The organism is Rhizobium fabae, assembly GCF_003985135.1.
In the GTDB taxonomy this organism is placed as follows: Bacteria; Pseudomonadota; Alphaproteobacteria; order Rhizobiales; family Rhizobiaceae; genus Rhizobium; species Rhizobium pisi.
On the sequence record NZ_ML133646.1, the window covers coordinates 516,350 to 537,595 of the forward strand.

The window sequence follows — 21,246 nt, forward strand, 5'->3', positions numbered from 1 at the left end:
AAATCCTGTTTGAGGAGCAGAGAACGCGCCGTACCTTGACGCAACGCTCTCAAGTCCATTAACCCGACGACGAGACGATCATACCGCTGATAACGAGGATATCATGGCCTTCTTCCCCACCTTTACCGCAGTGGCGCTTGCCGCATCGATCGCCCTTCCGCTTTCGGCGGCAGCGCTCGACGACCAGCAGAAGAAGGAGTTCGGCGAATTCATCAAGCAATATCTGATCGAAAATCCCGAGATCATGCTCGATGTCCAGGACGCACTGCAGAAGAAGCAGGAAGCCCAGCGGCTGGTGAAAGCCAATATGGCGATCGAAGAGAATAGCACCAACATCTTCGATTCGAAAAACGACGTCACGCTCGGCAATCCCAAGGGCGATGTCACCGTCGTCGAATTTTTCGACTACAATTGCAGCTACTGCCGTCACGCGCTTCCCGACATGCAGGCGATGCTGAAGAAGGACAAGAACGTCCGTTTCGTGCTCAAGGAATTTCCGATCCTCGGACCGGATTCGGTCGCCGCCCACAAGGTGGCCGATGCCTTCCGCAAACTCGCACCGGAGAAATACGCCGATTTCCACGTCGCCCTTCTCGGCAGCGCAGGCCGCGCCTCTGACGAAACAGCGATCGCGGTCGCCGCTTCGCTTGGCGTCAGCGAGGACAAGATCCGCGCCGAGATGGCAAAGAGCCCGAATGACGGCATCGTTCAGGCGACCTATCAGCTCGCCTCCAGCCTCGGTATCAGCGGCACGCCCTCCTATGTGATCGGCAACGAGCTGGTGCCTGGTGCCGTCGGGCTCGACGATCTCGAAGCCAAGGTCAAGAACATGCGCAGCTGCGGCAAGACCGCCTGCTGAGCAGCGAGCTGCCAACCGGGCAACCCATCAAATCGCCAAAATCGAAGCGTTTCAGCCATGTGGACAAATGTGGCACGATTCCCGCCGGCCAATCCGTAAGGGCTTTCAATCAGCCTTCGCGGAGTCTATAGGTTGCCGTCGTGCATTTTACGGAACATTCGATGACGCAAACAATATTTGTTCTGAACGGCCCCAATCTGAACATGCTGGGCAAGCGAGAGCCTGGCATTTATGGCGGCAAGACGCTCAAGGACATCGAGGCGGACTGCAAGGCGGCCGGCCGCGAACTCGGTTTTGATATCGATTTCCGCCAGAGCAACCACGAAGGCACGCTTGTGGACTGGTTCCATGAGGCGGGCGAAAAAGCTGTCGGTGTTGCCATCAATGCAGGCGCCTATACCCATACATCGGTCGCGCTGCATGATGCGATCCGCGCTATTTCAGTTCCCGTCATCGAGCTCCACATATCCAACGTGCATGCACGGGAAGAATTCCGCCACAAGTCGATGATCGCGCCGGCATGCAAGGGCGTGATCTGCGGCTTCGGGCCTCACAGCTACATCCTGGCGCTCCACGCGCTGAAGAACATCACGGCATAAGAAGAAGACAGGGCAACACCATGGCTGAAAAGAAATCGGGTATCGATCAGGCACTGATCCGCGATCTCGCCAACATTCTCAACGAGACGGATCTGACGGAGATCGAGGTCGAGCAGGACGATCTGCGCATCCGCGTTTCGCGCGCCGGCACGACGCAATACGTCCAGGCACCGATCGCAGCACCGGCCTTTGCCGCGCCCGCAGCCGCCGCACCGGCAGCAGCCGCTGCCGCCCCTGCCGCAGCTCCCAGCCGCAACCCCGCAAACGTCGTCAGTGCACCGATGGTCGGCACCGTCTACATGGCCCCGGCCCCGGGCGCGCGTCCCTTCATCGAGATCGGCGCGACCGTCAAGGAAGGCCAGACGCTCATCATCATCGAAGCGATGAAAACGATGAACCAGATCCCTTCGCCGAAGTCAGGCAAAGTGACCGAAATCCTCGTCGATGACGGACATCCCGTCGAATACGGCCAAGCCCTCGTCGTCGTCGAGTAGACCGATGCCCATGATTTCGAAAATCCTCATCGCCAATCGCGGGGAAATCGCCCTTCGCGTGCTCCGGGCCTGCAAGGAGCTCGGCATTGCCTGCGTCGTGGTTCATTCCACCGCCGACGCCGATGCCATGCATGTGCGCCTTGCCGACGAAAGCGTGTGCATCGGCCCGCCGTCCTCGCGCGAGAGCTATCTCAACATCCACCAGATCGTCGCCGCCTGCGAGATCACCGGCGCCGACGCCGTGCATCCGGGCTACGGCTTCCTGTCCGAGAATGCCAAGTTCGCCGATATCCTCGATGCACACGGCATCACCTTCATCGGGCCGACAGCGGACCACATCCGCATCATGGGCGACAAGATCACCGCCAAGACGACTGCGCTGGAACTCGGCATTCCCGTCGTTCCAGGCTCGGACGGCGAAGTGAAGACCGAAGAGGATGCGCTGAAGACGGCCGCCGAAATCGGCTATCCCGTGCTGATCAAGGCCACGGCCGGCGGCGGCGGACGCGGCATGAAGGTCGCCAAGAGTGAGGCCGATCTGATCGAAGCCTGGTCGACGGCGCGCACGGAAGCGGCAGCCGCCTTCGGCAACGACGCCGTCTACATGGAAAAATATCTCGGTAAGCCGCGCCACATCGAGATCCAGGTGTTCGGCGACGGTGAAGGCAATGCCATCCATCTCGGCGAGCGCGACTGCTCGCTTCAGCGCCGCCACCAGAAGGTCTGGGAAGAGGCGAATTCGCCGGCTCTCAACGTCGAGCAGCGCATGAAGATCGGCCAGATCTGTGCCGACGCCATGAAAAAGCTGAAATATCGCGGCGCCGGCACGATCGAATTCCTCTACGAGAACGGCGAGTTCTATTTCATCGAAATGAACACCCGTCTGCAGGTGGAGCATCCGATAACGGAAGCGATCACCGGCATCGACCTGGTGCATGAGCAGATCCGCGTCGCCTCCGGCGGCGGTCTCTCGGTGACGCAGGACGAGGTGCATTTTTCCGGTCACGCCATCGAGTGCCGTATCAATGCGGAGCACCCGCGCACCTTCGTGCCCTCGCCCGGCACGATTACGCATTTCCATGCGCCGGGCGGCCTTGGCGTGCGCATCGATTCCGGCGCCTATCAGGGCTACAAGATCCCGCCCTATTACGACAGCCTCATCGGCAAGCTGATCGTGCACGGCCGCACGCGCGTCGAATGCATGATGCGCCTACGCCGGGCGCTCGACGAATTTGTCGTCGACGGCATCAATACGACGCTGCCGCTGTTCCAGGATCTCGTTTCCAACCAGGATATCGCCAATGGCGATTACGACATCCACTGGCTGGAACACTACCTCGCCAACACACCGACGGCATAGGACAGGAATGGCAGGATCGCGCAGGAAATCACCAGGCATCACCCCTGACATTCTCCTGCGCGCCTATTCCATCGGCCTTTTTCCGATGGCCGAATCCGCCGACGACCCAGAGATCTTCTGGGTCGAGCCGGAACTGCGTGGCGTACTGCCGCTTGACCATTTCCATGTATCGAAGAGCCTTGCCAAGACGGTGCGCAGGCAGCCTTTCGAAATCCGCTTCGATCACGCCTTCGATCAGGTGATCGCGGCTTGCGCGGAAGAGACATCCGGGCGCCCGAGCACCTGGATCAACACGACGATCAGATCGCTCTATTCGACGCTCTTCGACATGGGGCATGCCCATACCGTCGAGGCCTGGGACGGCGATGAGCTGGTCGGCGGCCTCTACGGCGTCTCGCTCGGCTCGGCCTTCTTCGGCGAAAGCATGTTTTCACGCCGTACCGACGCCTCGAAGATCTGCCTCGTGCATCTGGTCGACCGGCTGCGGGAAAAGGGCTTCACCCTGCTCGACACACAGTTCACCACCGAGCATCTGAAGACGTTCGGAGCAATTGATGTTCCGAAGGCAGACTATGCCGCGATACTCGCCGCGGCGATGGAGTCGCCTAATCTAAAGTTTTAAGCCAAATACTGCGTGCTTCGGCATCGCGCGTTAACGGGCTGGCGCCTTCGCGTTATCGGGAGCCGGGACATCCGAGCTTGTCTTGCAGTCCTTCAGCCAGACGTCGTAGATCGGGTGCTCGACGGCGTTGAGGCCGGGGCTGGCGGCGAACATCCAGCCGGTGAAGATGCGGCGGATCTTGCGGTCGAGGGTGATCTCGTCGACTTCCACGAAACCGTCGATCTTCTGCGCTTCGGTCTGGTCGCGGGAATAGCAGGCCTTCGGTGTTACCTGCAGCGCGCCGAACTGTACCGTTTCGTTGACATAGACGTCGAAAGTCGTGATCCGGCCGGTGATCTTGTCGAGACCGGAGAAGACGGCAACCGGATTTTCGATGCGGGCGGCATTTGCCGCTACCGTCGGAAGCAAGGCCGAGAGCGCCAGTAGCGATCCGGCGGCACGCAGGACCATGTTCCGCGTGAAGAGCTTCATGTACCCGTCTCCAGAATTTTCAAATAAGGCCGCGGTCAAGCGCGGCCAACCTGCGGGTAAAGGTCAATTGTGGCTAAAAGCCGAGCCTGAGGATCGGCCCAGTCGCGTCGTCTCAAGTCGAGCCGTCTCAGTTGCCGGGCGTCCAGGCGTCGTAATCGCCGGTGACGCGCGGACGTTCGCCCGGAACAGCAATAGAGCCCGGCGGGCGATAGGCCTGCGGCGAACCGGTATGGTTGGGACGGTGCGGCTTCTGCCATTCCTTGGCAGTGTAGTTTTCCTTGGACGGCGGAACATCGGTGCGATGATGCATCCAGCCGTGCCAACCCGGCGGAATAGCGGAAGCTTCGGCATAACCCTTGTAGATCACCCAGCGCTTCGGCAGACCGTAGGAAGACATGCCGCCTTCATAATAGACGTTGCCGAATTCATCCTCACCGACGCGCTTGCCGAAACGCCAGGTCGCAAAACGCGTGCCCATCGTCTGACCGTTCCACCAGGTGAAGGTTTGAACCAGAAGATTCCACATGTCTTTTCCTTGTGCCCGTCAAAACACGAGCGAAACCAGAATTCATTTCTTCGCTTATGCCGTCGCAACGCCGAATTGTCCAGCGATTCCACGAGAGCCGCGGGTCATTTCAAGGCCATCTTGAAGCCCAGATGCGAGGGCTTGAAGCCCAGCCTTTCATAGAAACGATGGGCGTCCTTGCGCAACGCATTCGAGGTCAGCGCTACCCGCCTCATCCCGCGGCCTTTTGCCTCGGCAATGGCAAATTCGATCATCGCGGCCCCGATCCCCTGCCCGCGCATATCGCCACGCGTCTGCACCGCTTCGATGATCATCGCCGAGGAGCCGCGGCCGGTCAGTGAGGTGGTCACCATTGTCTGAAAGGTGCCGACGACCTCGCCGCCACACTCTGCGATATAGAGCGTCTGGTCGGGCGAAGCCTCGATGACCGCGAATGCCCTGGCATAATCCGGAAAAGCCTCGGGATCGGTCGTATCGCCGTGACCGCCGAGCGCATCGGCGGCAAACAGCGCGACGAGTGCCGGCAGATCGTCTTTACGCGCCTGGCGAATAAGAATCTCTGACGATTCAAGCACCACGACCTCAACGCCCTTCGAGCGGTTTTTCGAAAATCAGCGCCGGAATGCCGGATTGTCCGGGCGCGGCATTCTCGTTGTGGCCGACCTCGGTGAAGCCGTGTGCGCGATAGAAGGCAATCGCGGCCGCATTCCGCGGTTCGACTTCGAGACGCATGATCTCCGCATCCGGGAAGCAGGTTTCGAGTTCGGCGAAAATATCCCGGCCGATGCCCTGCCTCTGCAGCGTTGGGTTGACATAGAGGAGATGCAGCATGACCGTTTTCGTCAGCGCCTGCGACATTGCAGCATAGCCCATGCCGCCGATGCTGCGGCCGTCGTCGGCAACGAGGAATTCGGCATCCTTGCGCACCAGGCGCGCCTTTAGCGCAGCCGGCGTAAAGAGATGGGCGATCAGATCGTCCACCCTGGCCTTGCCGTGGAGGCCGTCATAGGTGGCGTGGAAGCTCTCCGCCAGAAGGGCGCGCACCTTCTCCAGGTCGCGCGCTCCAGCGGTGCGGACGAAATACACCGCTTATTCCTCGATGCCGAGCTTCGCCTTGACGAGCGCCTGGACGGCCTGCGGATTGGCCTTGCCACCGGTCGCCTTCATCACCTGGCCGACAAACCATGCCGCCATGGTCGGCTTCGCCTTGACCTTTTCGACCTGATCCGGATTGGCGGCAATGATCTCGTCCACTGCCTTTTCGATCGCGCCGGTATCGGTCACCTGCTTCATGCCGCGCGATTCGACGATCTCGGCGGGATCGCCGCCCTCGGTGAGCACGATCTCGAAAAGATCCTTGGCGATCTTGCCGGAGATGGTTCCCGCCTTGATGAGATCGATGATGGCGCCGAGCTGAGAAGGCGAAACCGGCGTCTGCTCGATATCCTTGCCGGTGCGGTTCAGCGCGCCGAGCAGATCGTTGATCACCCAGTTTGCCGCGGTCTTGCCGTCGCGGCCTGCCGCCACGGCCTCGAAATAATCGGCGATCGCCTTTTCGGAGACGAGCACGGAAGCGTCGTAGATCGACAGACCGAGCTCGCGCACGAAGCGCTCCTTCTTGTCATCAGGCAATTCCGGCAGGTGGATTTCGAGCGCCTCGATGAAGGCATCGTCGAATTCGAGCGGCAGCAGGTCCGGATCGGGGAAATAGCGATAATCGTGCGCATCCTCCTTGGAGCGCATCGAGCGCGTCTCGCCCTTGTTCGGATCGAAGAGACGGGTCTCCTGGTCGATCGTGCCGCCATCCTCCAGAATGCCGATTTGGCGGCGGGCTTCATATTCGATCGCCTGGCCGATGAAGCGGATGGAGTTGACGTTCTTGATCTCGCAGCGCGTGCCGAAGTCCTCACCCGGACGGCGGACGGAGACGTTGACGTCGGCGCGCATCGAGCCTTCGTCCATGTTGCCGTCGCAAGTGCCGAGATAACGCACGATCGAGCGCAGCTTGGTCATATAGGCCTTGGCTTCGTCGGACGAGCGCATGTCGGGCTTGGACACGATCTCCATCAGCGCAACGCCGGAGCGGTTCAGGTCGACATAGGACATGGTCGCGTGCTGGTCGTGCATCGACTTGCCGGCATCCTGTTCCAGGTGCAGGCGCTCGATGCCGATCTCGATATCCTCGAACTGGCCCTGGCGATCCGGCCCAAGCGAGATGACGATTTTGCCCTCGCCGACGATCGGATCCTTGAACTGCGAGATCTGATAGCCCTGCGGCAGGTCGGGATAGAAATAGTTCTTGCGGTCGAACAGCGAGCGCTTGTTGATCTGGGCCTTCAGGCCGAGGCCGGTGCGGACCGCCTGCTTCACGCATTCCTCGTTGATGACGGGCAGCATGCCGGGCATGGCGGCATCGACCAGCGAGACGTTCGAATTCTGCGGTTTGCCGAATTCCGTCGAAGCACCGGAGAAGAGCTTCGAATTGGACAGAACCTGGGCATGGACTTCCATGCCGACGATGACTTCCCAGTCGCCGGTGGCGCCGGGGATGAAGCGTTTCGGATCGGGCGTGCGGACGTCGACAAGGGTCATCTGATACTCTTTGCAGGCTGTTCTTTTCCACTGGTGAGGTAAAGGAAATGGCGTGCCGGTGCAAGGCTTTCGCCATAGCGTGCAACGCGGTTTGACAGAGGACGGCGACATTTGCCGTGGGTTAACCGAGGCACGATAGAGTCGCCGCATGACGATAATCGATATCACCAAATTGGCCGCACTGTTTCTGACGCTGAACCTCCTCGTCTTCTTGATCTATTTCCTCGACAAGAAGGCGGCGCGTAATGGCGGGTGGCGTATCAGCGAGCGCACGCTTTTGACCCTTGCGCTGATCGGCGGCAGCCTTGGCGCCATGGCGGCGCAGCAGCTCCTGCGGCACAAGACGAAAAAGGAACCGTTCCGGTCAATCCTGGCGGCGATCCTGATCTTGCATGGCGCACTGGCTGCGGTGCTGGCCTTTGCGCCGCAATGGAGCCTGCGCCTTCTTCAGGATTTTTAGCGCGTCAGAATTCCTGCCCGTACCCACCTTGGTCGTCGGAAACAAGCTGCTTCCTCAGCCCGACGGAGGGCACATCACGGTCGAGCTTCGGATTGTAGGCAACCGAGAGCCAGTGGATGCTGTAGCCGTGCTTCCGGAAGAAGCCGATTGCTTCGCTATTGCCCGAATGGGTCTGCATCGCCGCCTTTTCGAAGCCCTGCTCGGCAATGTCCTTTTCTATGCGCTCGAGAAGGGCCGAACCGAGCCCCTGGCGAGTGAAGGCGGGATCGATCCAGAAATCCGAGATGGTTTCGTCCAATCCTTCGCGCGCCGCCCAGCCTGCGACCTGGCCGTTCTGCTCGACGACGGTAATGGTCAGCCAGTCGTTTTCCACGAAATTGCGAAAGGCGTTGCGCGCCGCGTCGATCATCGCGTCCGATTCGCCGATCGCCGCCATCGCCTTCTGCCAGGCCCTCAGCCCGATCTCGCTCAGCAGTTGCGCTTCCCCGTCGCGGGCATTGCGAATGTGGATCAAAGACACCTCCGCGTTACCCTTCAACTAGACCATTGAGTCGCGGATTTTACCAGCACCTGCCATGGAGCGATGCGTCCGAAACTACAATTTTGGACTGGTTTTGATCTGAGCACACACTCTTGACCGGCTTTTCCCGACTGAATAAGAAACCTTATCGAGGTGTTTTATGTTGAGCCTGCCTGAGACCCGGTAAAGGCCCTGCCCGCGAGTTCGCTTGCGCGCATGGGCCCGAAAAAAACGAAGCCCTGACGTTCGAATGAGCGCCAGATCGTTTTTGTGCGCCCTGCCGGGCGCGACACCGGATCTCAACACATGGACATCTCACGCACGGAGCAGCGCATCCTGCATCTTATGGCCCAAGGCGGCCGCATCGAAATTACCCGCGACGACAACAGGAAAATCGGGGCCGTCAGTTGCTTCACCCGCGACGGCTGGCTCTATCCCGGCGTCGACCTCGATCTCTTCCGAAAGCTGAAACGGCTGAGGGCGATCAAGTCCTCAGGCGGCCGGCCCTACCGGATCACCGAAAGAGGGCTGAGGCTGGTCAGGTCGCAGCTGGACAACAGGTAATCCAGGCAGCCACCCTGACCGCTCGTCGAACCGGCGCGGTCAGGGTGAAGTCTCAAGCCTTGGCAGAGAGCTCCGCCCGCATTGCCGACCACTCGTCGGCCATTGCGCCGGTACCGCGCGCCTTGCCGGCGCGGCGATACCAATAGTCGGCATTCCAGTCATCGCGCTCGATGCGATGGCAAAGGGCGTGGCCCCAATCGAAGGGCTGTTCGCCCTCGTGGCGCTGACAGATTTCGTGGACCGCCTGCCACTCCGCGCCCATGGTGAAATCGGCGGCGGCAAGGCGATCGAATGCCTCGATCAATTTCGCAAGATCCTGTTTCGGCATAAGATCTCCTTCTGGTTTCGGCTATCGATCCGTCAAACGCTTTTCAAGATGCACCTTTTCAAGTGGGACGCCCATGCTCTTGGAAAATTCGATGCCGTGCCAGATGATGGTGAAACCGCAGCGTTCGTAAAGACGGATGGCGCCGCCGTTTCTGGCGTGCGTGTCGAGCCGCGCCGTTACCAGCCCCTCGTTCCTCATCGCCTCGCACAGATGGAGCAGAAGCGCCTTGCCGAAACCCTTGCCTTGATGGTCGGGATGCACCCACAAGTCGGAGAGGTAGTTCCTCGCAGTCTGGCGCGCAGCCCAGCCGACAACCTGCCCGTTCAGTTCGGCAATGACGATTTCACCCTTCGTCATACCGGCAAAGGTCTCGAAATCATGCCTGACCCGGGCAATCACACCCGGATCGCGATAGCTATCCTCATAGGGATCGTTCGCCGCCCAGGCGGCAAAACCGACGGTGCCGACCGCCTGGTGGTCGGCTACCGCTATCGGGCGAATGACGAGCCCGCTTACCACCACTTCGCCGGCGTAAACCTGCCGGCGGCCTGCTCGATCACATGGGCGGTCTTGAACAGGGTTTCCTCGTCGAAAGGTTTGCCGATCAGTTGCAGGCCCAGCGGCAGGCCCTTCTGGTCGAGGCCGGCGGGGACGGCGATGCCCGGCAGGCCCGCCATGTTGACCGTCACCGTGAAGATGTCATTCAGGTACATCTTCACCGGATCGGCGGCGAGGTTCTCATCGGCGACGCCAAAGGCGGACGACGGCGTTGCCGGGGTCAGGATCGCGTCGACGCCAGCGTCGAAGGCGAGTTCGAAATCGCGCTTGATCAGCGTGCGGACCTTCTGGGCGCGGATGTAATAGGCATCGTAGTAGCCGGCCGACAGCACATAGGTACCGATCATGATGCGGCGCTTGACTTCCTTGCCGAAGCCGGCCGCACGCGTCTTCTCGTACATATCGACGATATCCTTGCCGTCGACGCGCAAGCCGTAACGGACGCCATCGTAACGCGCGAGGTTCGAGGATGCCTCGGCCGGAGCGACGATATAATAGGCCGGAAGGGCATATTTGGTGTGCGGCAGCGAAATGTCGACGATTTCGGCGCCGGCATCCTTCAGCCAGGCGATGCCCTGGCGCCACAGGGTCTCGATCTCCTCAGGCATGCCGTCGACGCGGTATTCGTTCGGAATGCCGATCTTCATGCCCTTCAGCGACTGGCCGAGGACGGCCTCGTAATCCGGTACGGGCAGATCGACCGAAGTCGTATCCTTGGCATCAACGCTTGCCATCGACTTCAAAAGGATTGCGGCATCGCGCACGTCGCGGGCGATCGGGCCCGCCTGGTCGAGCGAGGAGGCGAAGGCGACGGTGCCCCAGCGCGAGCAGCGGCCATAGGTCGGCTTGATGCCGACCGTGCCGGTGAAGGCAGCCGGCTGGCGGATCGAACCGCCGGTATCGGTCGCCGTGGCACCGGCGCAGAGATGTGCGGCGACGGCCGCGGCCGAGCCGCCGGATGAGCCGCCCGGGACAAGCTGCTGGTTGGAGCCGCCGGCGCGCCAGGGATTGATCACCGGGCCGTAATAGGAGGTCTCGTTGGATGAGCCCATGGCGAACTCGTCCATATTCAGTTTGCCGAGCATGACGGCGCCGTCATCCCAGAGGTTCTGCGTCACGGTCGATTCATAACGTGGCTCGAAACCATCGAGAATGTGGCTGCAGGCCTGGGTGTGGACGCCGACGGTGGCAAAAAGATCCTTGATGCCGAGCGGAATGCCTTCGAGTTCGCCGGCCTTGCCAGCCGCGATACGCTCATCGGAATTCTTCGCCATGACGCGGGCGAGATCCGGCGTGACCTTGATGTAAGCGTTCAGCCGGTCATTGGCCGCATCGATCGCCGAGATATAGGCTTCGGTCAGTTCGAGTGCGGTGATTTCCTTGGCGCGCAGCTTCCGGCGGGCTTCGGCAATGGTCAGGCTGGTGAGTTCGCTCATGATATTTTCGCTTCAGATCTGGAAATGGCAACAGGGGTCGGAAAGAGGCTTCGCAGCCTTATTCGACGACTTTCGGCACCAGGAAGAAATTGTGGTCGGTGACGGGCGCATTGGCGACGACGTCAGCCGCCTTGTTGCCGTCGGTCACCTCATCGGTCCGCTTCTTCATCGCCATCGGGGTGACCGACGTCATCGCCTCGACGCCGTCGACATTGACTTCGGAGAGCTGCTCGACGAAGCCGAGAATGCCGTTCAGCTCGCCAACCATGCGATTTGCCTCGTCCTCGGAGACGGCAATACGGGCAAGTTTGGCGACGCGCTTTACGGTGGCGAGATCGACGGACATGGCATTCTCCGGATGGGATTTTTCCTACCCGCTATAAAGGCCATGTCCGCCTGACGCAACGGGGTTTCGTCAGATCGACAGGCTCTCGGACGGCTTGAGCGCCTTCACCTGCGTCTTCGATCCCTCCATGCCGGCAACAAATTTATCGGCCGTCTGTTCGATGATCGGGAAGGTGCCGTAGTGGCAGGGGATCGCGGTCTTGAAGCCGAAATAGCGCTGGCAGGCAAGGGCTGCCACCGCGCCGCCCATGGTGAAGCGGTCACCGATCGGCACGAAGCCGATATCGGGCTGATGCAATTCGTTGATCAGCGCCATGTCGGAGAAGATATCGGTGTCGCCCATGGCGAAGATCGAGGCTTCGTCGTCGAAATGCAGCATCAGGCCGTTGGCATTGCCGAGTGCATGCGAGACGCCGTCCTCGGTGATCTGCGCGGAGGAGTGCAGCGCATTGGTGAAGGTCGCGGAGAAACCGCCGAGCGCGATCGTGCCGCCGGTATTGCCCATCTCGATCTTGTCGACGCCCTTGGAACCGAGCCATGCGGCGAGATCGGCATTGGCGAGAACGACGGCCCCAGTCTCTTTGGCGAGCGCCACGGTATCGCCGACATGATCGCCATGGCCATGCGTCAGCAGGATATGGGTGATGCCCGAGGAAACGTCCTTGATATCCTGGCCGGAAAAGGAGGCGTTGTAGGTGAGGAACGGATCGAGCAGGATCTTCGCCTTTGATATCTCGATGCGGAAGGCGGAATGGCCAAGCCAGGTGATCTTCATGAAATCTCTCCTTTATTACGTGATGCAAAAACCGGTTTCGATGTTAAGGACATATCTTATGCGGCCGCAAAGGAAAGCGGCGGCGACTTCAATTTCTCTTGACGGGATGAAACGATAATGACGGTGCTGACGATCGAGGAAATGGCTGAGACGCTGGCCCCGGGACAGGCGATCGCAGGCCTTGATCTCGGCACCAAGACGATCGGGCTTTCCATGTCCGATCTCGGGCGGCGCTTCGCCACGCCGCGTCCGGTGATCCGCCGGGTCAAGTTCACTATCGACGCGCAGGCGCTGCTGGATTTTGCCGCAGCTGAAAAAATCGCGGGCTTCGTTATCGGCCTGCCTATGAATATGGACGGATCGGCGGGTCCGCGCGTGCAAGCGACGCGCGCCTTCGTGCGCAACATGGAACAGAAGACGGCGCTGCCCTTCGTCTATTGGGACGAGCGGCTTTCGACGGTTGCGGCGGAACGGGCATTGCTGGAAATGGATGTCTCGCGCGCAAAGCGGGCCGAACGGATCGATTCGGCCGCGGCAAGCTTCATCCTTCAGGGCGCGCTCGACAGGCTTTCCTTGCTGGCAAGGTCTGCTGGAGATGAATTCAACGCCTGACGCGCTGTCCACCAGGAAGCGATCGACTTGCGCTTTCTGAAGCCCATGATTGCGAAGACGACGAGGCTGTCAACGGCGATCGCGCGGGCAACCAGCGGCGGGATGGTTTCCGGCGGAAGGCCGAGCGCCTTGCCATAAACCGCGAAGGTCAGATCATGGACCTGCCGCGTCAGCATGAAGATGCCGAAGTTCATGTCGTAATAGGAAAGCCAGTACCATCCACCCAGAAAGATGATGGGGCCGGCCCAGAAGATCAGAAACCACCTCATGCGGCCTCTCCTCCATGCTTGTGCGCGACGGGCAGATCGAGTGAGACCAACCAGGTCGACAATGCCATGATACAGAGCACCAACGTTGGAACTGCGATGTCCAGCGCCAGGACTGCAAAGAACATCATCGCCATCACGAGAAACACAGCTCTAGCGATTTTGGCTCCCATGGACGTCAACTCGGGACTCTACTCGTATCATCTCTGCTGACCGCCACACTGTCGGGTTAACCGGCGACGCGCAACGTAAACCATTCATTAAGGTTAACATGGCCGCCGCCCCTGTGGATGAGTGTCAGCCGTAGACGCCGCGAACGATGCGCTTCAGCGCTAGTGCCGCCTTCTCCCAGTCCTTCGGCGTCTTCAACGACAGGCCGGCGCACTGCCCGCCGGCCGCACCTGCAAGCACGAGATGCTGGATCGCAGCAATGACGATGGCGTTGACGGCCGCTGCATCCATGCCTTTCGGCGGTGCCAGCGAACCGCGCATGCGCTCCAGCCAGAGCGCGAGCGCCTTCGAGCGCGCTTCGGAGAGCCGCCTCACCTGCTCGGTGTTATCAGATATCTCCCAGGCGAGGATGCGGCGCATCAGCGGATCATTTTTCAAGGCGTCGAGAAGCAGAAGCGCCAGCCGCTCCATCAGATCGCCATAGGTGAGCAGGAACATGCCGCCGGTATCTTCCGGAATGCGATCCCTCACCCATGTGCCGAGATCGGCGCCGATCGCCTCGACCAGTCCGTCGAGGCCGCCATAGTAGCGATAGATCAGCTGCTTGTCGCAACCGGCGCGGCGGGCAACCGCATTGATGCCGAAGTTCTGGAAGCCCTCCTCGGCCAGCAGGCTTTTGGCAGCGGCGAGGATGGCGCGCTCGGTGGCGCCGCGATCGCGCACGCGCCGTTCCGGCTCGGCGCCGGCCTCCGGCGAATTTTCAAGTTTTACCGCTTCAATCAACATGGCCGACCCTTCCCCGCTGTCACCAATCGGTGAGTAGCCGGGAGACCCAGTCCGATCAATCCTATCTCCTTGGGAAGATTGTGGATATTCAAGTCCGGCCGATGATTTGGCACCGGACGGATGCGGAAGGCTGCATGGCCTGCGGATCGGATCCGTTCAGAAATGTCGCGCCGGCGGTTGATCGCGATGGACGAACCCGGCATAGCTGCATTATGAACAATTCTAATATTCTCCACTAAGGCCTTGCAATGGTGAACTATATCGAAGCCTCTTCCGCGCCTCCGAAGAATACGGGCGCCATCCGGCTTTACGACGCGCAAGCATACGAGGGCATGCGCAGGGCATGCCAGTTGACCGCGCGTTGCCTCGACGCGCTTGCCGATATCGTCAAGCCGGGGCTGGTGACCGATGACATCGACCGGTTCGTCTTCGATTTCGGCATGGATCACGGCGCCTATCCGGCGACGCTGAACTATCGCGGCTATACCAAATCGACCTGCACCTCGATCAACCACGTCGTCTGCCATGGCATTCCGAACGACAAGCCGCTGCGCGAAGGCGATATCGTCAATATCGACGTGACCTTCGTGCTCGATGGCTGGCATGGCGATTCCAGCCGGATGTATCCTGTCGGTACCGTCAAGCGCGCCGCGGAGCGGCTGCTCGAGGTTACCTATGAATCGCTGATGCGCGGCATTGCCGCCGTCAGGCCGGGCGCCCGCACGGGGGCGATCGGCGAGGCGATCCAGACTTATGCGGAGGCCGAGCGCTGTTCCGTGGTGCGCGATTTCTGCGGCCACGGAGTCGGCCGGCTGTTCCACGACTCGCCGAATATCCTGCACTATGGCCGCGCCAACGAAGGGCCGGAGCTGCGCGAAGGCATGATCTTCACCATCGAGCCGATGATCAATCTCGGCCGTCCGCATGTGAAGGTACTCGCCGACGGCTGGACGGCAGTGACCCGCGACCGCTCGCTTTCGGCGCAGTATGAACATACCGTCGGCGTCACCTCAGACGGCTGTGAGATCTTCACGCTGTCGCCTGGCGGGCTCGACCGCCCCGGCCTACCGCCGTTCAACGGGTGACCGTCCGATGGCGAAAGGGCCTGTTCCCTCTTCCGATGACGAACTGCCTTTCGAGGAGCCTTTTGCCGCTGACGAGCGCTCGTTCTTCGGGCGGCCGGGAAAACCGTCCGCGCCGAATGCGAGGGCCGTTCTGCCCGCCTCGCTTGCGCCCCAAGAGCATTATCACGGCCATCGCGAGCGCTTGCGAGACCGCTTCCGCGAGCACGGCGATACGGCGCTTGCCGATTACGAAATCCTTGAACTCTTGCTTTTCCGCCTGATCCCGCGGCGCGACACCAAGCCGATCGCCAAGGCGCTGATCGAACGGTTCGGCTCGCTCGCCGGCGTTTTCGGCGCGCCTGCGGCATTGCTGACGGAGGTGAAAGGTGTCGGCGAGGCCGTGGCGCTCGACTTGAAGCTGATTTCGACTGTCGCCCACCGGACCCTGAAAAGCGAACTCAGGAGCAAGCAGGTCCTATCCTCGTGGTCTTCTGTCATCCAGTATTGCCATGCCGCCATGGCGCACGAAACCCGCGAACAGTTCCGTATCCTCTTTCTCGACAAGCGCAACGTGCTGATCGCCGACGAGGTGCAAGGCCGCGGTACGGTCGACCACACCCCGGTCTATCCGCGCGAAGTGGTGAAACGGGCGCTGGAGCTTTCGGCAACGGCAATGATCCTCGTGCACAACCATCCCTCCGGCGATCCGACGCCATCGCGCGCCGACATCGAGATGACCAAGGTGATCATCGACGCCGCCAAGGCGCTCGATATTATCGTCCACGACCACGTCATCATCGGCAAGGATGGTCATGTCAGCCTAAAGGGGCTGAAGCTGATCTGAAAAGCACAGGTCCGGCCGAATCGGCGGCCGTAAAACAATCTGTAACATTGACCGGCTACCGATAGACGGGCGACATTTTTGCGTCGCAAATGATTCCTTTCCAATCCGGGGCTTGATGATGCTTCAGTACGATCTTGTTGTGGTGGGCAGCGGTCCCGCAGGGCGCCGGGGCGCGATCCAGGCTGCAAAACTCGGCAAGAAAGTGCTTGTCATCGAGCAGGGCAAACGCGTCGGCGGCGTGTCCGTGCACACCGGCACCATCCCTTCCAAAACGCTGCGCGAGACCGCGCTCAATCTTTCCGGCTGGCGCGAACGCGGCTTCTACGGCCGGTCTTACCGCGTCAAGGAAGAGATCAGCGCCGATGACCTGCGGCGTCGCCTGCTGATTACGCTCAACCACGAGGTCGAGGTGCTGGAACACCAGTTCGCCCGCAATCGCGTGCAGCATATTCGCGGCAAGGCGAGCTTCATCGATGCGTCGACACTGCAGGTGATCAAGGACGACGGCGAGATCACGCAGGTCACCGCCGCCAGCGTGCTGCTCGCTGTCGGCACCAAGCCGTTCCGCCCCGATTACATACCCTTCGACGGCAAGACCGTTCTCGACAGCGACGAGTTGCTCGACATCCAGGAGCTGCCGCGATCGATGGTGGTTATCGGCGCCGGCGTCATCGGCATCGAATATGCGACGATCTTCAGCGCGCTCGACACAGCCGTCACCGTCATCGACCCGAAGGCGACGATGCTCGACTTTATCGACAAGGAAATCATCGAAGATTTCACCTACCAGCTACGCGACCGCAACATGAAGCTACTGCTCGGCCAGAAGGCCGACAAGGTGGAGACACTCGACAACGGCAAGGTCGAGCTGACGCTCGACAGCGGCCGGCGCCTGACGACCGACATGGTGCTTTTTGCCGCCGGCCGCATGGGGGCGACCGACGCGCTGAACCTTTCGGCCATCGGCCTCGAAGCCGACAGCCGCGGCCGTCTCAAGGTCAATCCGGAAACCTTCCAGACATCGGTTGCCAACGTCTACGCCGCCGGTGACGTCGTCGGTTTTCCAAGCCTTGCCTCGACCTCGATGGAACAGGGCCGCATTGCCGCCCGTGTCGCAATCGGCGCAGTCGCCAAGGAGCCGCCGAAATATTTCCCCTACGGTATCTACGCCGTGCCGGAGATCTCGACCTGCGGCCTGACCGAAGAGGAAATGAAAGAGCGCGGCATTCCCTATGAATGCGGCATCGCCCGTTTCCGCGAAACCTCGCGCGGTCATATCATGGGCCTCGACACCGGGCTTTTGAAGCTGATCTTCTCTCTGAAGACGCGCCGCCTGCTCGGCGTGCATATCGTCGGCGAAGGTGCTACCGAACTCGTCCATATCGGCCAGGCAGTGCTCAATCTCAAAGGCACGGTTGAATATTTCGTCGAGAATACCTTCAACTATCCGACCCTCGCCGAAGCCTACAAGATCGCCGGCCTCGACGCCTGGAACCGGATGGGCGACATCAAGTCCGAACTCTAGGCGCATCGCATAGACGCCGGAGTATGGTTTGATCCGGTCGCCAAACGGAGCCGAATAACATTGCGGATCATTTCGCTGAATGCATGGGGCGGCAGGCTGCATGAAGCCCTGATCAACTATGTCAGGCACGCCGATCCGGATGTGCTGTGTCTGCAGGAGGTGCTGCGTACACCCGGCGCATCTCCAGGATGGGCGGTCTATCGCGACGCGGGATTGGAACTGCCGCAGCGCACCAATCTCTTCGAGGAAATCAGCGCCGCCCTGCCCGGCCACGACGGCTTCTTCTGCCCGACATCGAGAGGCGAACTTTTCGACGGCGATATCGTCACTGCCGCCGAATTCGGGCTGGCGACCTTCGTGCGCAAGACGCACTCCGTCATTGGCCAGGGGCTGGACTTCGTGCACGGCAGCTTTTCAGCCGATGGCTGGGGCGAGCATCCGCGTCCGCGAAATGCGCACTGCATCCGGCTCTTCAGCCGCGACAATGCTTCCACCGTGACCATCGCCCATTTGCACGGCCTGCGCGATCCCGCGGGCAAAGGCGACACGGCGGCGCGCGAAGAACAGGCCGAAGCGCTGGTCAAGCTTATTAAGCGCGTCTGGCCCGGCGACGAAGGGCTCGTCGTCTGCGGCGATTTCAACGTGCTGCCTGACAGTGCAACCTTCAAGGTTCTCGCCAGACTCGGGCTTTCCGATCTCGTCACCGGAAACGGCCTTGTAGATACACGCACCTCCTACTATCTGAAGCAGGGCCGATATGCCGACTACATGCTCGTGACACCGGGAGTGAACATTGCCGAATTCAAGGTGGTCGAGGCGCCGGAGGTCTCAGACCACCGCGCATTGATGCTCGATATCATGTAGTATATTGATGGTTGAGACACTGTGCGGAGTATCGCGCCGCTTTATGCCGTAGTTTGAAGCCGATAGTTCGCATCCTGCGCCGTGCCTGATATGTGCCTTCAACGCCATTTTGTCTCCGGGCAAAAGCTTCTAAAGAAAGATAGATACTCTTGTCCCATTCCCCGGAAGCCGCGCGCAGACGTTTTCAGCTCATCCTGATCAAGCCGTCGCATTATGACGATGACGGCTACGTCATCCGCTGGTGGCGGGCGATGATCCCCTCCAACTCGCTCGCGGCCCTCTACGGCATCGCTGCCGAATGCGCCGAGCGCAAAGTGCTCGGACCCGACACCGAGATCGATATCACCGTCATCGACGAGACCAACACACGGATCGATTTCGCCAAGCTGCTCTCCCAGTTCAAACGCCACGACAATTTCGGCATGGTTGCGCTGGTCGGCGTCCAGTCGAACCAGTATCCGCGCGCGCTCGATATCGCCCGGCCGTTCCGCGATGCCGGCCTGCCGGTCTCGATGGGCGGCTTCCATGTTTCCGGCTGCCTGTCGATGCTCGACGGCAAGGCGGTCGGGCTCGATGCCTGCCGCGACATGGGTATCTCGATGTTTGCCGGCGAGGCCGAAGGACGGCTCGACATGGTGCTGCGCGACGTGGTCGCCGGCGAGCTGAAGCCGCTCTACAATTTCATGAACGACCTTCCCGGCATCGGCGGCACGCCGGTTCCCTTCCTGCCGAGGGACAATATCCAGCGCACGCTCGGGCTCAGCACCAGCTTCGATGCCGGGCGCGGCTGTCCCTACCAGTGCTCGTTCTGCACCATCATCAACGTCCAGGGACGCAAGTCACGCTTCCGCTCGGCCGACGACGTCGAGAAGCTGGTGCGGATGAACTGGGCGCAGGGCATCCATAAATTCTTTATCACCGACGACAATTTCGCCCGCAACAAGGATTGGGAAGCGATCTTCGATCGGCTGATCGAGCTCAAGGAGCGCGACGGCATTCCGCTCGGCCTGATGATCCAGGTCGATACGCTCTGCCATAAGATTCCGAATTTCATCGAAAAATCCAAGCGCGCCGGCGTGACGCGCGTCTTCATCGGCCTCGAAAACGTCAATCCCGATAATCTCACAGCCGCCAAGAAGAACCAGAACAAGATCACCGAATATCGTAAGATGCTGCTCGCCTGGAAGGCGCAAGGCATCATGACGCTCGCCGGTTATATCCTGGGTTTCCCCGCCGACACGCCGGAATCGATCCGCCGCGACATCACGATCATCCAGGAAGAACTGCCGCTCGATGTCATCGAATTCTTCATCCTGACGCCGCTGCCCGGCTCCGAAGACCATCAGGTCCTGTGGAAGAAGGGCGTCGAGATGGATGCCGATCTCAATATCTACGACGTCGAACATGTCTGCACCGCGCATCCGAAGATGAGCAAGCAGGAATGGGAAGACATCTATCACGAGGCATGGTCGCTCTATTATTCGCCTGATCATATGAAGACGCTGCTGCGCCGCGCCGTGGCAACCGGGGTTCCACTGGTAAGGCTCGCCAAGGTTCTCGTTTCCTTTGCGACTACAGTGCCGCTGGAAAACGTGCATCCGCTTCAAAGCGGCCTGCTGCGTCTAAAGACGCCGTCGGAACGGCGCCCGGAGCTGCCGCGCGAAAATCCTCTGGTGTTCTGGCCGCGCTTCGTCTGGGAAACCTTCAGCAAGCATGTCTCGCTCGCCGGCACGATCATCAGCCTGGCAGTCTCGGCATTCCTGATCGCAAGGGACGCCAAGTCGAAGACCTATATGGATCAGGCTTTGACGCCGGTGGCCGATGACGAGGAGGAAACGCTTCACCTCTTCACCCAGACGGCCGGTGGCGCCGCGGCCGTCAGCCATGTCAGGAAAGTCGCGCAACTGACAGGGCATTGATTGCAACGGCGGCCGACGCCCTGTCGGCCGAAAACATGGGCGGCATCAAACTTAAATCAAGTTGATGTCGCGCTTTGAAGCGCTTCGACCTGGATGCCCGTTTAAGCGATTTGGATTATCTGGCTCGTCTCAGCCACCTGCAGCGTGTCGACGAACTCGACGATCTTGACCAGTTTGCCATCCTGGAAATGGATCTTGTCGATGAATTCCGTTTGGAAGCTCACTCCCGATGGGATGTGCCTCACCTCGCCTTCGCGGTGGGCAAAGACCATTTGCTCGTCTTCGTCCACATAGATGGCTGTCCTGATCTTCGATAGGTCCCATACTGTGATAAGCTGCGTTATCGCCTGCCGAAACGCATGCCCGCTTGATTCAGTTGAAAAGGGCGCCAGCCGCATATTGCCGACCATGCGAAAGGTGCAACCCTCGCCGAGCAGCGCCAGCGTGCCCTCGACATCGCCGCGGTCACGCACAGCATACATTTCCTCCACGAGCTTCTTCATGTCGTGCTTTGCAGTCATGTTCAGGTCCTCCCACCGTCAGCGAAATCTGCCGTGAATTATACTTTATTGCAACTCTTTGTTGCTGCAGCTCTATCGTAGAAGACGTTCGGGAATGAACTGCCCCGGATCATAGAAAAAGGCCCCGCACAATGGCGGGGCCTTCCAAACTTTCAGAACGGTCGA

Annotated in this window: 27 protein-coding genes; 13 read left to right on the forward strand and 14 right to left on the reverse strand. The window is 60.4% G+C overall.

From position 1 onward, the window contains the following. Positions 1–103: 103 nt before the first annotated feature. The 5 genes from EFB14_RS05645 to aat all read left to right on the forward strand — a co-directional run bounded on the left by EFB14_RS05645 (position 104) and on the right by aat (position 3,934). Entirely contained in the window at positions 104–859 is a 756-nt protein-coding gene (locus tag EFB14_RS05645) for a DsbA family protein (RefSeq protein ID WP_126823429.1), read from the forward strand. 161 nt (positions 860–1,020) lie between these two features. Then, positions 1,021–1,458, forward strand: a complete 438-nt coding sequence (gene aroQ / locus EFB14_RS05650; RefSeq protein WP_126823431.1) for a type II 3-dehydroquinate dehydratase — start codon at positions 1,021–1,023, stop codon at positions 1,456–1,458. Positions 1,459–1,478: 20 nt separating this feature from the next. Beyond that, a complete protein-coding gene (accB, locus tag EFB14_RS05655; RefSeq protein ID WP_126823433.1) occupies positions 1,479–1,952 on the forward strand; it encodes an acetyl-CoA carboxylase biotin carboxyl carrier protein in 474 nt (157 codons plus the stop codon). A 4-nt stretch (positions 1,953–1,956) separates the two neighbouring features. Then, positions 1,957–3,312 carry an acetyl-CoA carboxylase biotin carboxylase subunit gene (gene accC, locus EFB14_RS05660; RefSeq protein ID WP_183604823.1) on the forward strand — a complete coding sequence of 452 codons (1,356 nt, stop codon included), beginning with the start codon at positions 1,957–1,959 and terminating at the stop codon, positions 3,310–3,312. Positions 3,313–3,319: 7 nt separating this feature from the next. Next, the gene (gene aat, locus EFB14_RS05665; protein WP_126823435.1) at positions 3,320–3,934 is read left to right on the forward strand and encodes a leucyl/phenylalanyl-tRNA--protein transferase; all 615 of its coding nucleotides are present in this window, start codon (positions 3,320–3,322) and stop codon (positions 3,932–3,934) included. A gap of 30 nt (positions 3,935–3,964) precedes the next feature. Here the strand turns inward: aat and EFB14_RS05670 are convergent, their stop codons facing one another. From EFB14_RS05670 to gatB, 5 genes are all read right to left on the reverse strand, one after another. Further along, positions 3,965–4,405 (reverse strand): DUF2155 domain-containing protein, encoded by a 441-nt coding sequence (locus EFB14_RS05670; RefSeq protein ID WP_126823437.1) that lies wholly within the window; start codon positions 4,403–4,405, stop codon positions 3,965–3,967. Positions 4,406–4,532: 127 nt separating this feature from the next. Beyond that, the gene (locus tag EFB14_RS05675) at positions 4,533–4,931 is read right to left on the reverse strand and encodes an NADH:ubiquinone oxidoreductase subunit NDUFA12 (RefSeq protein ID WP_125844901.1); all 399 of its coding nucleotides are present in this window, start codon (positions 4,929–4,931) and stop codon (positions 4,533–4,535) included. Between the two features lie 104 nt (positions 4,932–5,035). Continuing rightward, complete coding sequence (locus EFB14_RS05680) at positions 5,036–5,506, reverse strand: GNAT family N-acetyltransferase (RefSeq protein WP_376772309.1); 471 nt, start codon at positions 5,504–5,506, stop codon at positions 5,036–5,038. Between the two features lie 7 nt (positions 5,507–5,513). Further along, positions 5,514–6,017 (reverse strand): GNAT family N-acetyltransferase, encoded by a 504-nt coding sequence (locus tag EFB14_RS05685; RefSeq protein WP_126823441.1) that lies wholly within the window; start codon positions 6,015–6,017, stop codon positions 5,514–5,516. Between the two features lie 3 nt (positions 6,018–6,020). After that, positions 6,021–7,523 (reverse strand): Asp-tRNA(Asn)/Glu-tRNA(Gln) amidotransferase subunit GatB, encoded by a 1,503-nt coding sequence (gene gatB, locus EFB14_RS05690; RefSeq protein ID WP_126823443.1) that lies wholly within the window; start codon positions 7,521–7,523, stop codon positions 6,021–6,023. A 148-nt stretch (positions 7,524–7,671) separates the two neighbouring features. On the opposite strand from gatB, the gene EFB14_RS05695 reads away from it, so the two are divergent. Then, positions 7,672–7,983 carry a DUF1294 domain-containing protein gene (locus EFB14_RS05695; RefSeq protein ID WP_126823445.1) on the forward strand — a complete coding sequence of 104 codons (312 nt, stop codon included), beginning with the start codon at positions 7,672–7,674 and terminating at the stop codon, positions 7,981–7,983. Positions 7,984–7,987: 4 nt separating this feature from the next. Here EFB14_RS05695 and EFB14_RS05700 read toward each other — a convergent pair whose 3' ends face one another. After that, the gene (locus tag EFB14_RS05700; RefSeq protein WP_126823447.1) at positions 7,988–8,497 is read right to left on the reverse strand and encodes a GNAT family N-acetyltransferase; all 510 of its coding nucleotides are present in this window, start codon (positions 8,495–8,497) and stop codon (positions 7,988–7,990) included. 312 nt (positions 8,498–8,809) lie between these two features. Here EFB14_RS05700 and EFB14_RS05705 point away from each other — a divergent pair, with 312 nt between their 5' ends. Further along, a complete protein-coding gene (locus EFB14_RS05705) occupies positions 8,810–9,067 on the forward strand; it encodes a YjhX family toxin (RefSeq protein ID WP_126823449.1) in 258 nt (85 codons plus the stop codon). Between the two features lie 52 nt (positions 9,068–9,119). Here the strand turns inward: EFB14_RS05705 and EFB14_RS05710 are convergent, their stop codons facing one another. The 5 genes from EFB14_RS05710 to EFB14_RS05730 all read right to left on the reverse strand — a co-directional run bounded on the left by EFB14_RS05710 (position 9,120) and on the right by EFB14_RS05730 (position 12,509). After that, positions 9,120–9,395, reverse strand: coding sequence for a hypothetical protein (locus EFB14_RS05710; protein ID WP_126823451.1), 276 nt, complete (start codon positions 9,393–9,395; stop codon positions 9,120–9,122). Positions 9,396–9,416: 21 nt separating this feature from the next. Next, positions 9,417–9,917: a GNAT family N-acetyltransferase gene (locus EFB14_RS05715; RefSeq protein WP_126823453.1), complete on the reverse strand. Its 501-nt coding sequence runs from the start codon at positions 9,915–9,917 to the stop codon at positions 9,417–9,419. Beyond that, on the reverse strand, positions 9,908–11,389 hold the full coding sequence (gene gatA, locus EFB14_RS05720) for an Asp-tRNA(Asn)/Glu-tRNA(Gln) amidotransferase subunit GatA (protein ID WP_126823454.1): 1,482 nt from the start codon (positions 11,387–11,389) through the stop codon (positions 9,908–9,910). The genes EFB14_RS05715 and gatA overlap by 10 nt, the downstream gene beginning before the upstream one ends. Before the next feature lie 58 nt (positions 11,390–11,447). Then, the gene (gene gatC, locus EFB14_RS05725; protein ID WP_092748043.1) at positions 11,448–11,735 is read right to left on the reverse strand and encodes an Asp-tRNA(Asn)/Glu-tRNA(Gln) amidotransferase subunit GatC; all 288 of its coding nucleotides are present in this window, start codon (positions 11,733–11,735) and stop codon (positions 11,448–11,450) included. Positions 11,736–11,804: 69 nt separating this feature from the next. After that, on the reverse strand, positions 11,805–12,509 hold the full coding sequence (locus EFB14_RS05730; protein WP_126823456.1) for a metal-dependent hydrolase: 705 nt from the start codon (positions 12,507–12,509) through the stop codon (positions 11,805–11,807). Between the two features lie 117 nt (positions 12,510–12,626). Between EFB14_RS05730 and ruvX the strand changes: the two genes are divergently transcribed. After that, the gene (ruvX, locus tag EFB14_RS05735) at positions 12,627–13,121 is read left to right on the forward strand and encodes a Holliday junction resolvase RuvX (RefSeq protein WP_126823458.1); all 495 of its coding nucleotides are present in this window, start codon (positions 12,627–12,629) and stop codon (positions 13,119–13,121) included. On the opposite strand, the gene EFB14_RS05740 is transcribed toward ruvX, so the two are convergent. After that, a complete protein-coding gene (locus EFB14_RS05740) occupies positions 13,058–13,390 on the reverse strand; it encodes a DUF6105 family protein (RefSeq protein WP_126823460.1) in 333 nt (110 codons plus the stop codon). The genes ruvX and EFB14_RS05740 overlap by 64 nt on opposite strands. 294 nt (positions 13,391–13,684) lie before the next feature. Then, positions 13,685–14,344 (reverse strand): TetR/AcrR family transcriptional regulator, encoded by a 660-nt coding sequence (locus EFB14_RS05745; RefSeq protein ID WP_126823462.1) that lies wholly within the window; start codon positions 14,342–14,344, stop codon positions 13,685–13,687. Between the two features lie 248 nt (positions 14,345–14,592). Here EFB14_RS05745 and map point away from each other — a divergent pair, with 248 nt between their 5' ends. The 5 genes from map (at position 14,593) to EFB14_RS05770 (ending at position 20,560) form a co-directional block, all read left to right on the forward strand. After that, the gene (gene map, locus EFB14_RS05750) at positions 14,593–15,429 is read left to right on the forward strand and encodes a type I methionyl aminopeptidase (protein ID WP_125844926.1); all 837 of its coding nucleotides are present in this window, start codon (positions 14,593–14,595) and stop codon (positions 15,427–15,429) included. Between the two features lie 7 nt (positions 15,430–15,436). Then, positions 15,437–16,252, forward strand: a complete 816-nt coding sequence (radC, locus tag EFB14_RS05755; protein WP_126823464.1) for a RadC family protein — start codon at positions 15,437–15,439, stop codon at positions 16,250–16,252. Positions 16,253–16,370: 118 nt separating this feature from the next. Continuing rightward, entirely contained in the window at positions 16,371–17,777 is a 1,407-nt protein-coding gene (sthA, locus tag EFB14_RS05760; RefSeq protein WP_126823560.1) for a Si-specific NAD(P)(+) transhydrogenase, read from the forward strand. A 60-nt stretch (positions 17,778–17,837) separates the two neighbouring features. Then, entirely contained in the window at positions 17,838–18,641 is an 804-nt protein-coding gene (locus tag EFB14_RS05765) for an endonuclease/exonuclease/phosphatase family protein (protein ID WP_126823467.1), read from the forward strand. 149 nt (positions 18,642–18,790) lie between these two features. Next, complete coding sequence (locus EFB14_RS05770; protein ID WP_126823469.1) at positions 18,791–20,560, forward strand: B12-binding domain-containing radical SAM protein; 1,770 nt, start codon at positions 18,791–18,793, stop codon at positions 20,558–20,560. Positions 20,561–20,661: 101 nt separating this feature from the next. Here EFB14_RS05770 and EFB14_RS05775 read toward each other — a convergent pair whose 3' ends face one another. Continuing rightward, a complete protein-coding gene (locus EFB14_RS05775; protein WP_126823471.1) occupies positions 20,662–21,081 on the reverse strand; it encodes a nuclear transport factor 2 family protein in 420 nt (139 codons plus the stop codon). Positions 21,082–21,246: the final 165 nt, after the last annotated feature.

Coding starts and splice junctions, on each gene's coding strand:
- EFB14_RS05695 (WP_126823445.1), top strand. CDS start 7,672: ATGACGATAATCGATATCACCAAATTGGCCGCACTGTTTCTGACGCTG.
- accC (WP_183604823.1), top strand. CDS start 1,957: ATGCCCATGATTTCGAAAATCCTCATCGCCAATCGCGGGGAAATCGCC.
- aroQ (WP_126823431.1), top strand. CDS start 1,021: ATGACGCAAACAATATTTGTTCTGAACGGCCCCAATCTGAACATGCTG.
- ruvX (WP_126823458.1), top strand. CDS start 12,627: ATGACGGTGCTGACGATCGAGGAAATGGCTGAGACGCTGGCCCCGGGA.
- gatB (WP_126823443.1), bottom strand. CDS start 7,523: ATGACCCTTGTCGACGTCCGCACGCCCGATCCGAAACGCTTCATCCCC.
- aat (WP_126823435.1), top strand. CDS start 3,320: ATGGCAGGATCGCGCAGGAAATCACCAGGCATCACCCCTGACATTCTC.
- gatC (WP_092748043.1), bottom strand. CDS start 11,735: ATGTCCGTCGATCTCGCCACCGTAAAGCGCGTCGCCAAACTTGCCCGT.
- accB (WP_126823433.1), top strand. CDS start 1,479: ATGGCTGAAAAGAAATCGGGTATCGATCAGGCACTGATCCGCGATCTC.
- radC (WP_126823464.1), top strand. CDS start 15,437: ATGGCGAAAGGGCCTGTTCCCTCTTCCGATGACGAACTGCCTTTCGAG.
- EFB14_RS05705 (WP_126823449.1), top strand. CDS start 8,810: ATGGACATCTCACGCACGGAGCAGCGCATCCTGCATCTTATGGCCCAA.
- gatA (WP_126823454.1), bottom strand. CDS start 11,389: ATGAGCGAACTCACCAGCCTGACCATTGCCGAAGCCCGCCGGAAGCTG.
- sthA (WP_126823560.1), top strand. CDS start 16,371: ATGCTTCAGTACGATCTTGTTGTGGTGGGCAGCGGTCCCGCAGGGCGC.
- EFB14_RS05730 (WP_126823456.1), bottom strand. CDS start 12,509: ATGAAGATCACCTGGCTTGGCCATTCCGCCTTCCGCATCGAGATATCA.
- EFB14_RS05675 (WP_125844901.1), bottom strand. CDS start 4,931: ATGTGGAATCTTCTGGTTCAAACCTTCACCTGGTGGAACGGTCAGACG.
- EFB14_RS05670 (WP_126823437.1), bottom strand. CDS start 4,405: ATGAAGCTCTTCACGCGGAACATGGTCCTGCGTGCCGCCGGATCGCTA.
- EFB14_RS05775 (WP_126823471.1), bottom strand. CDS start 21,081: ATGACTGCAAAGCACGACATGAAGAAGCTCGTGGAGGAAATGTATGCT.
- map (WP_125844926.1), top strand. CDS start 14,593: ATGGTGAACTATATCGAAGCCTCTTCCGCGCCTCCGAAGAATACGGGC.
- EFB14_RS05740 (WP_126823460.1), bottom strand. CDS start 13,390: ATGAGGTGGTTTCTGATCTTCTGGGCCGGCCCCATCATCTTTCTGGGT.
- EFB14_RS05645 (WP_126823429.1), top strand. CDS start 104: ATGGCCTTCTTCCCCACCTTTACCGCAGTGGCGCTTGCCGCATCGATC.
- EFB14_RS05710 (WP_126823451.1), bottom strand. CDS start 9,395: ATGCCGAAACAGGATCTTGCGAAATTGATCGAGGCATTCGATCGCCTT.
- EFB14_RS05745 (WP_126823462.1), bottom strand. CDS start 14,344: ATGTTGATTGAAGCGGTAAAACTTGAAAATTCGCCGGAGGCCGGCGCC.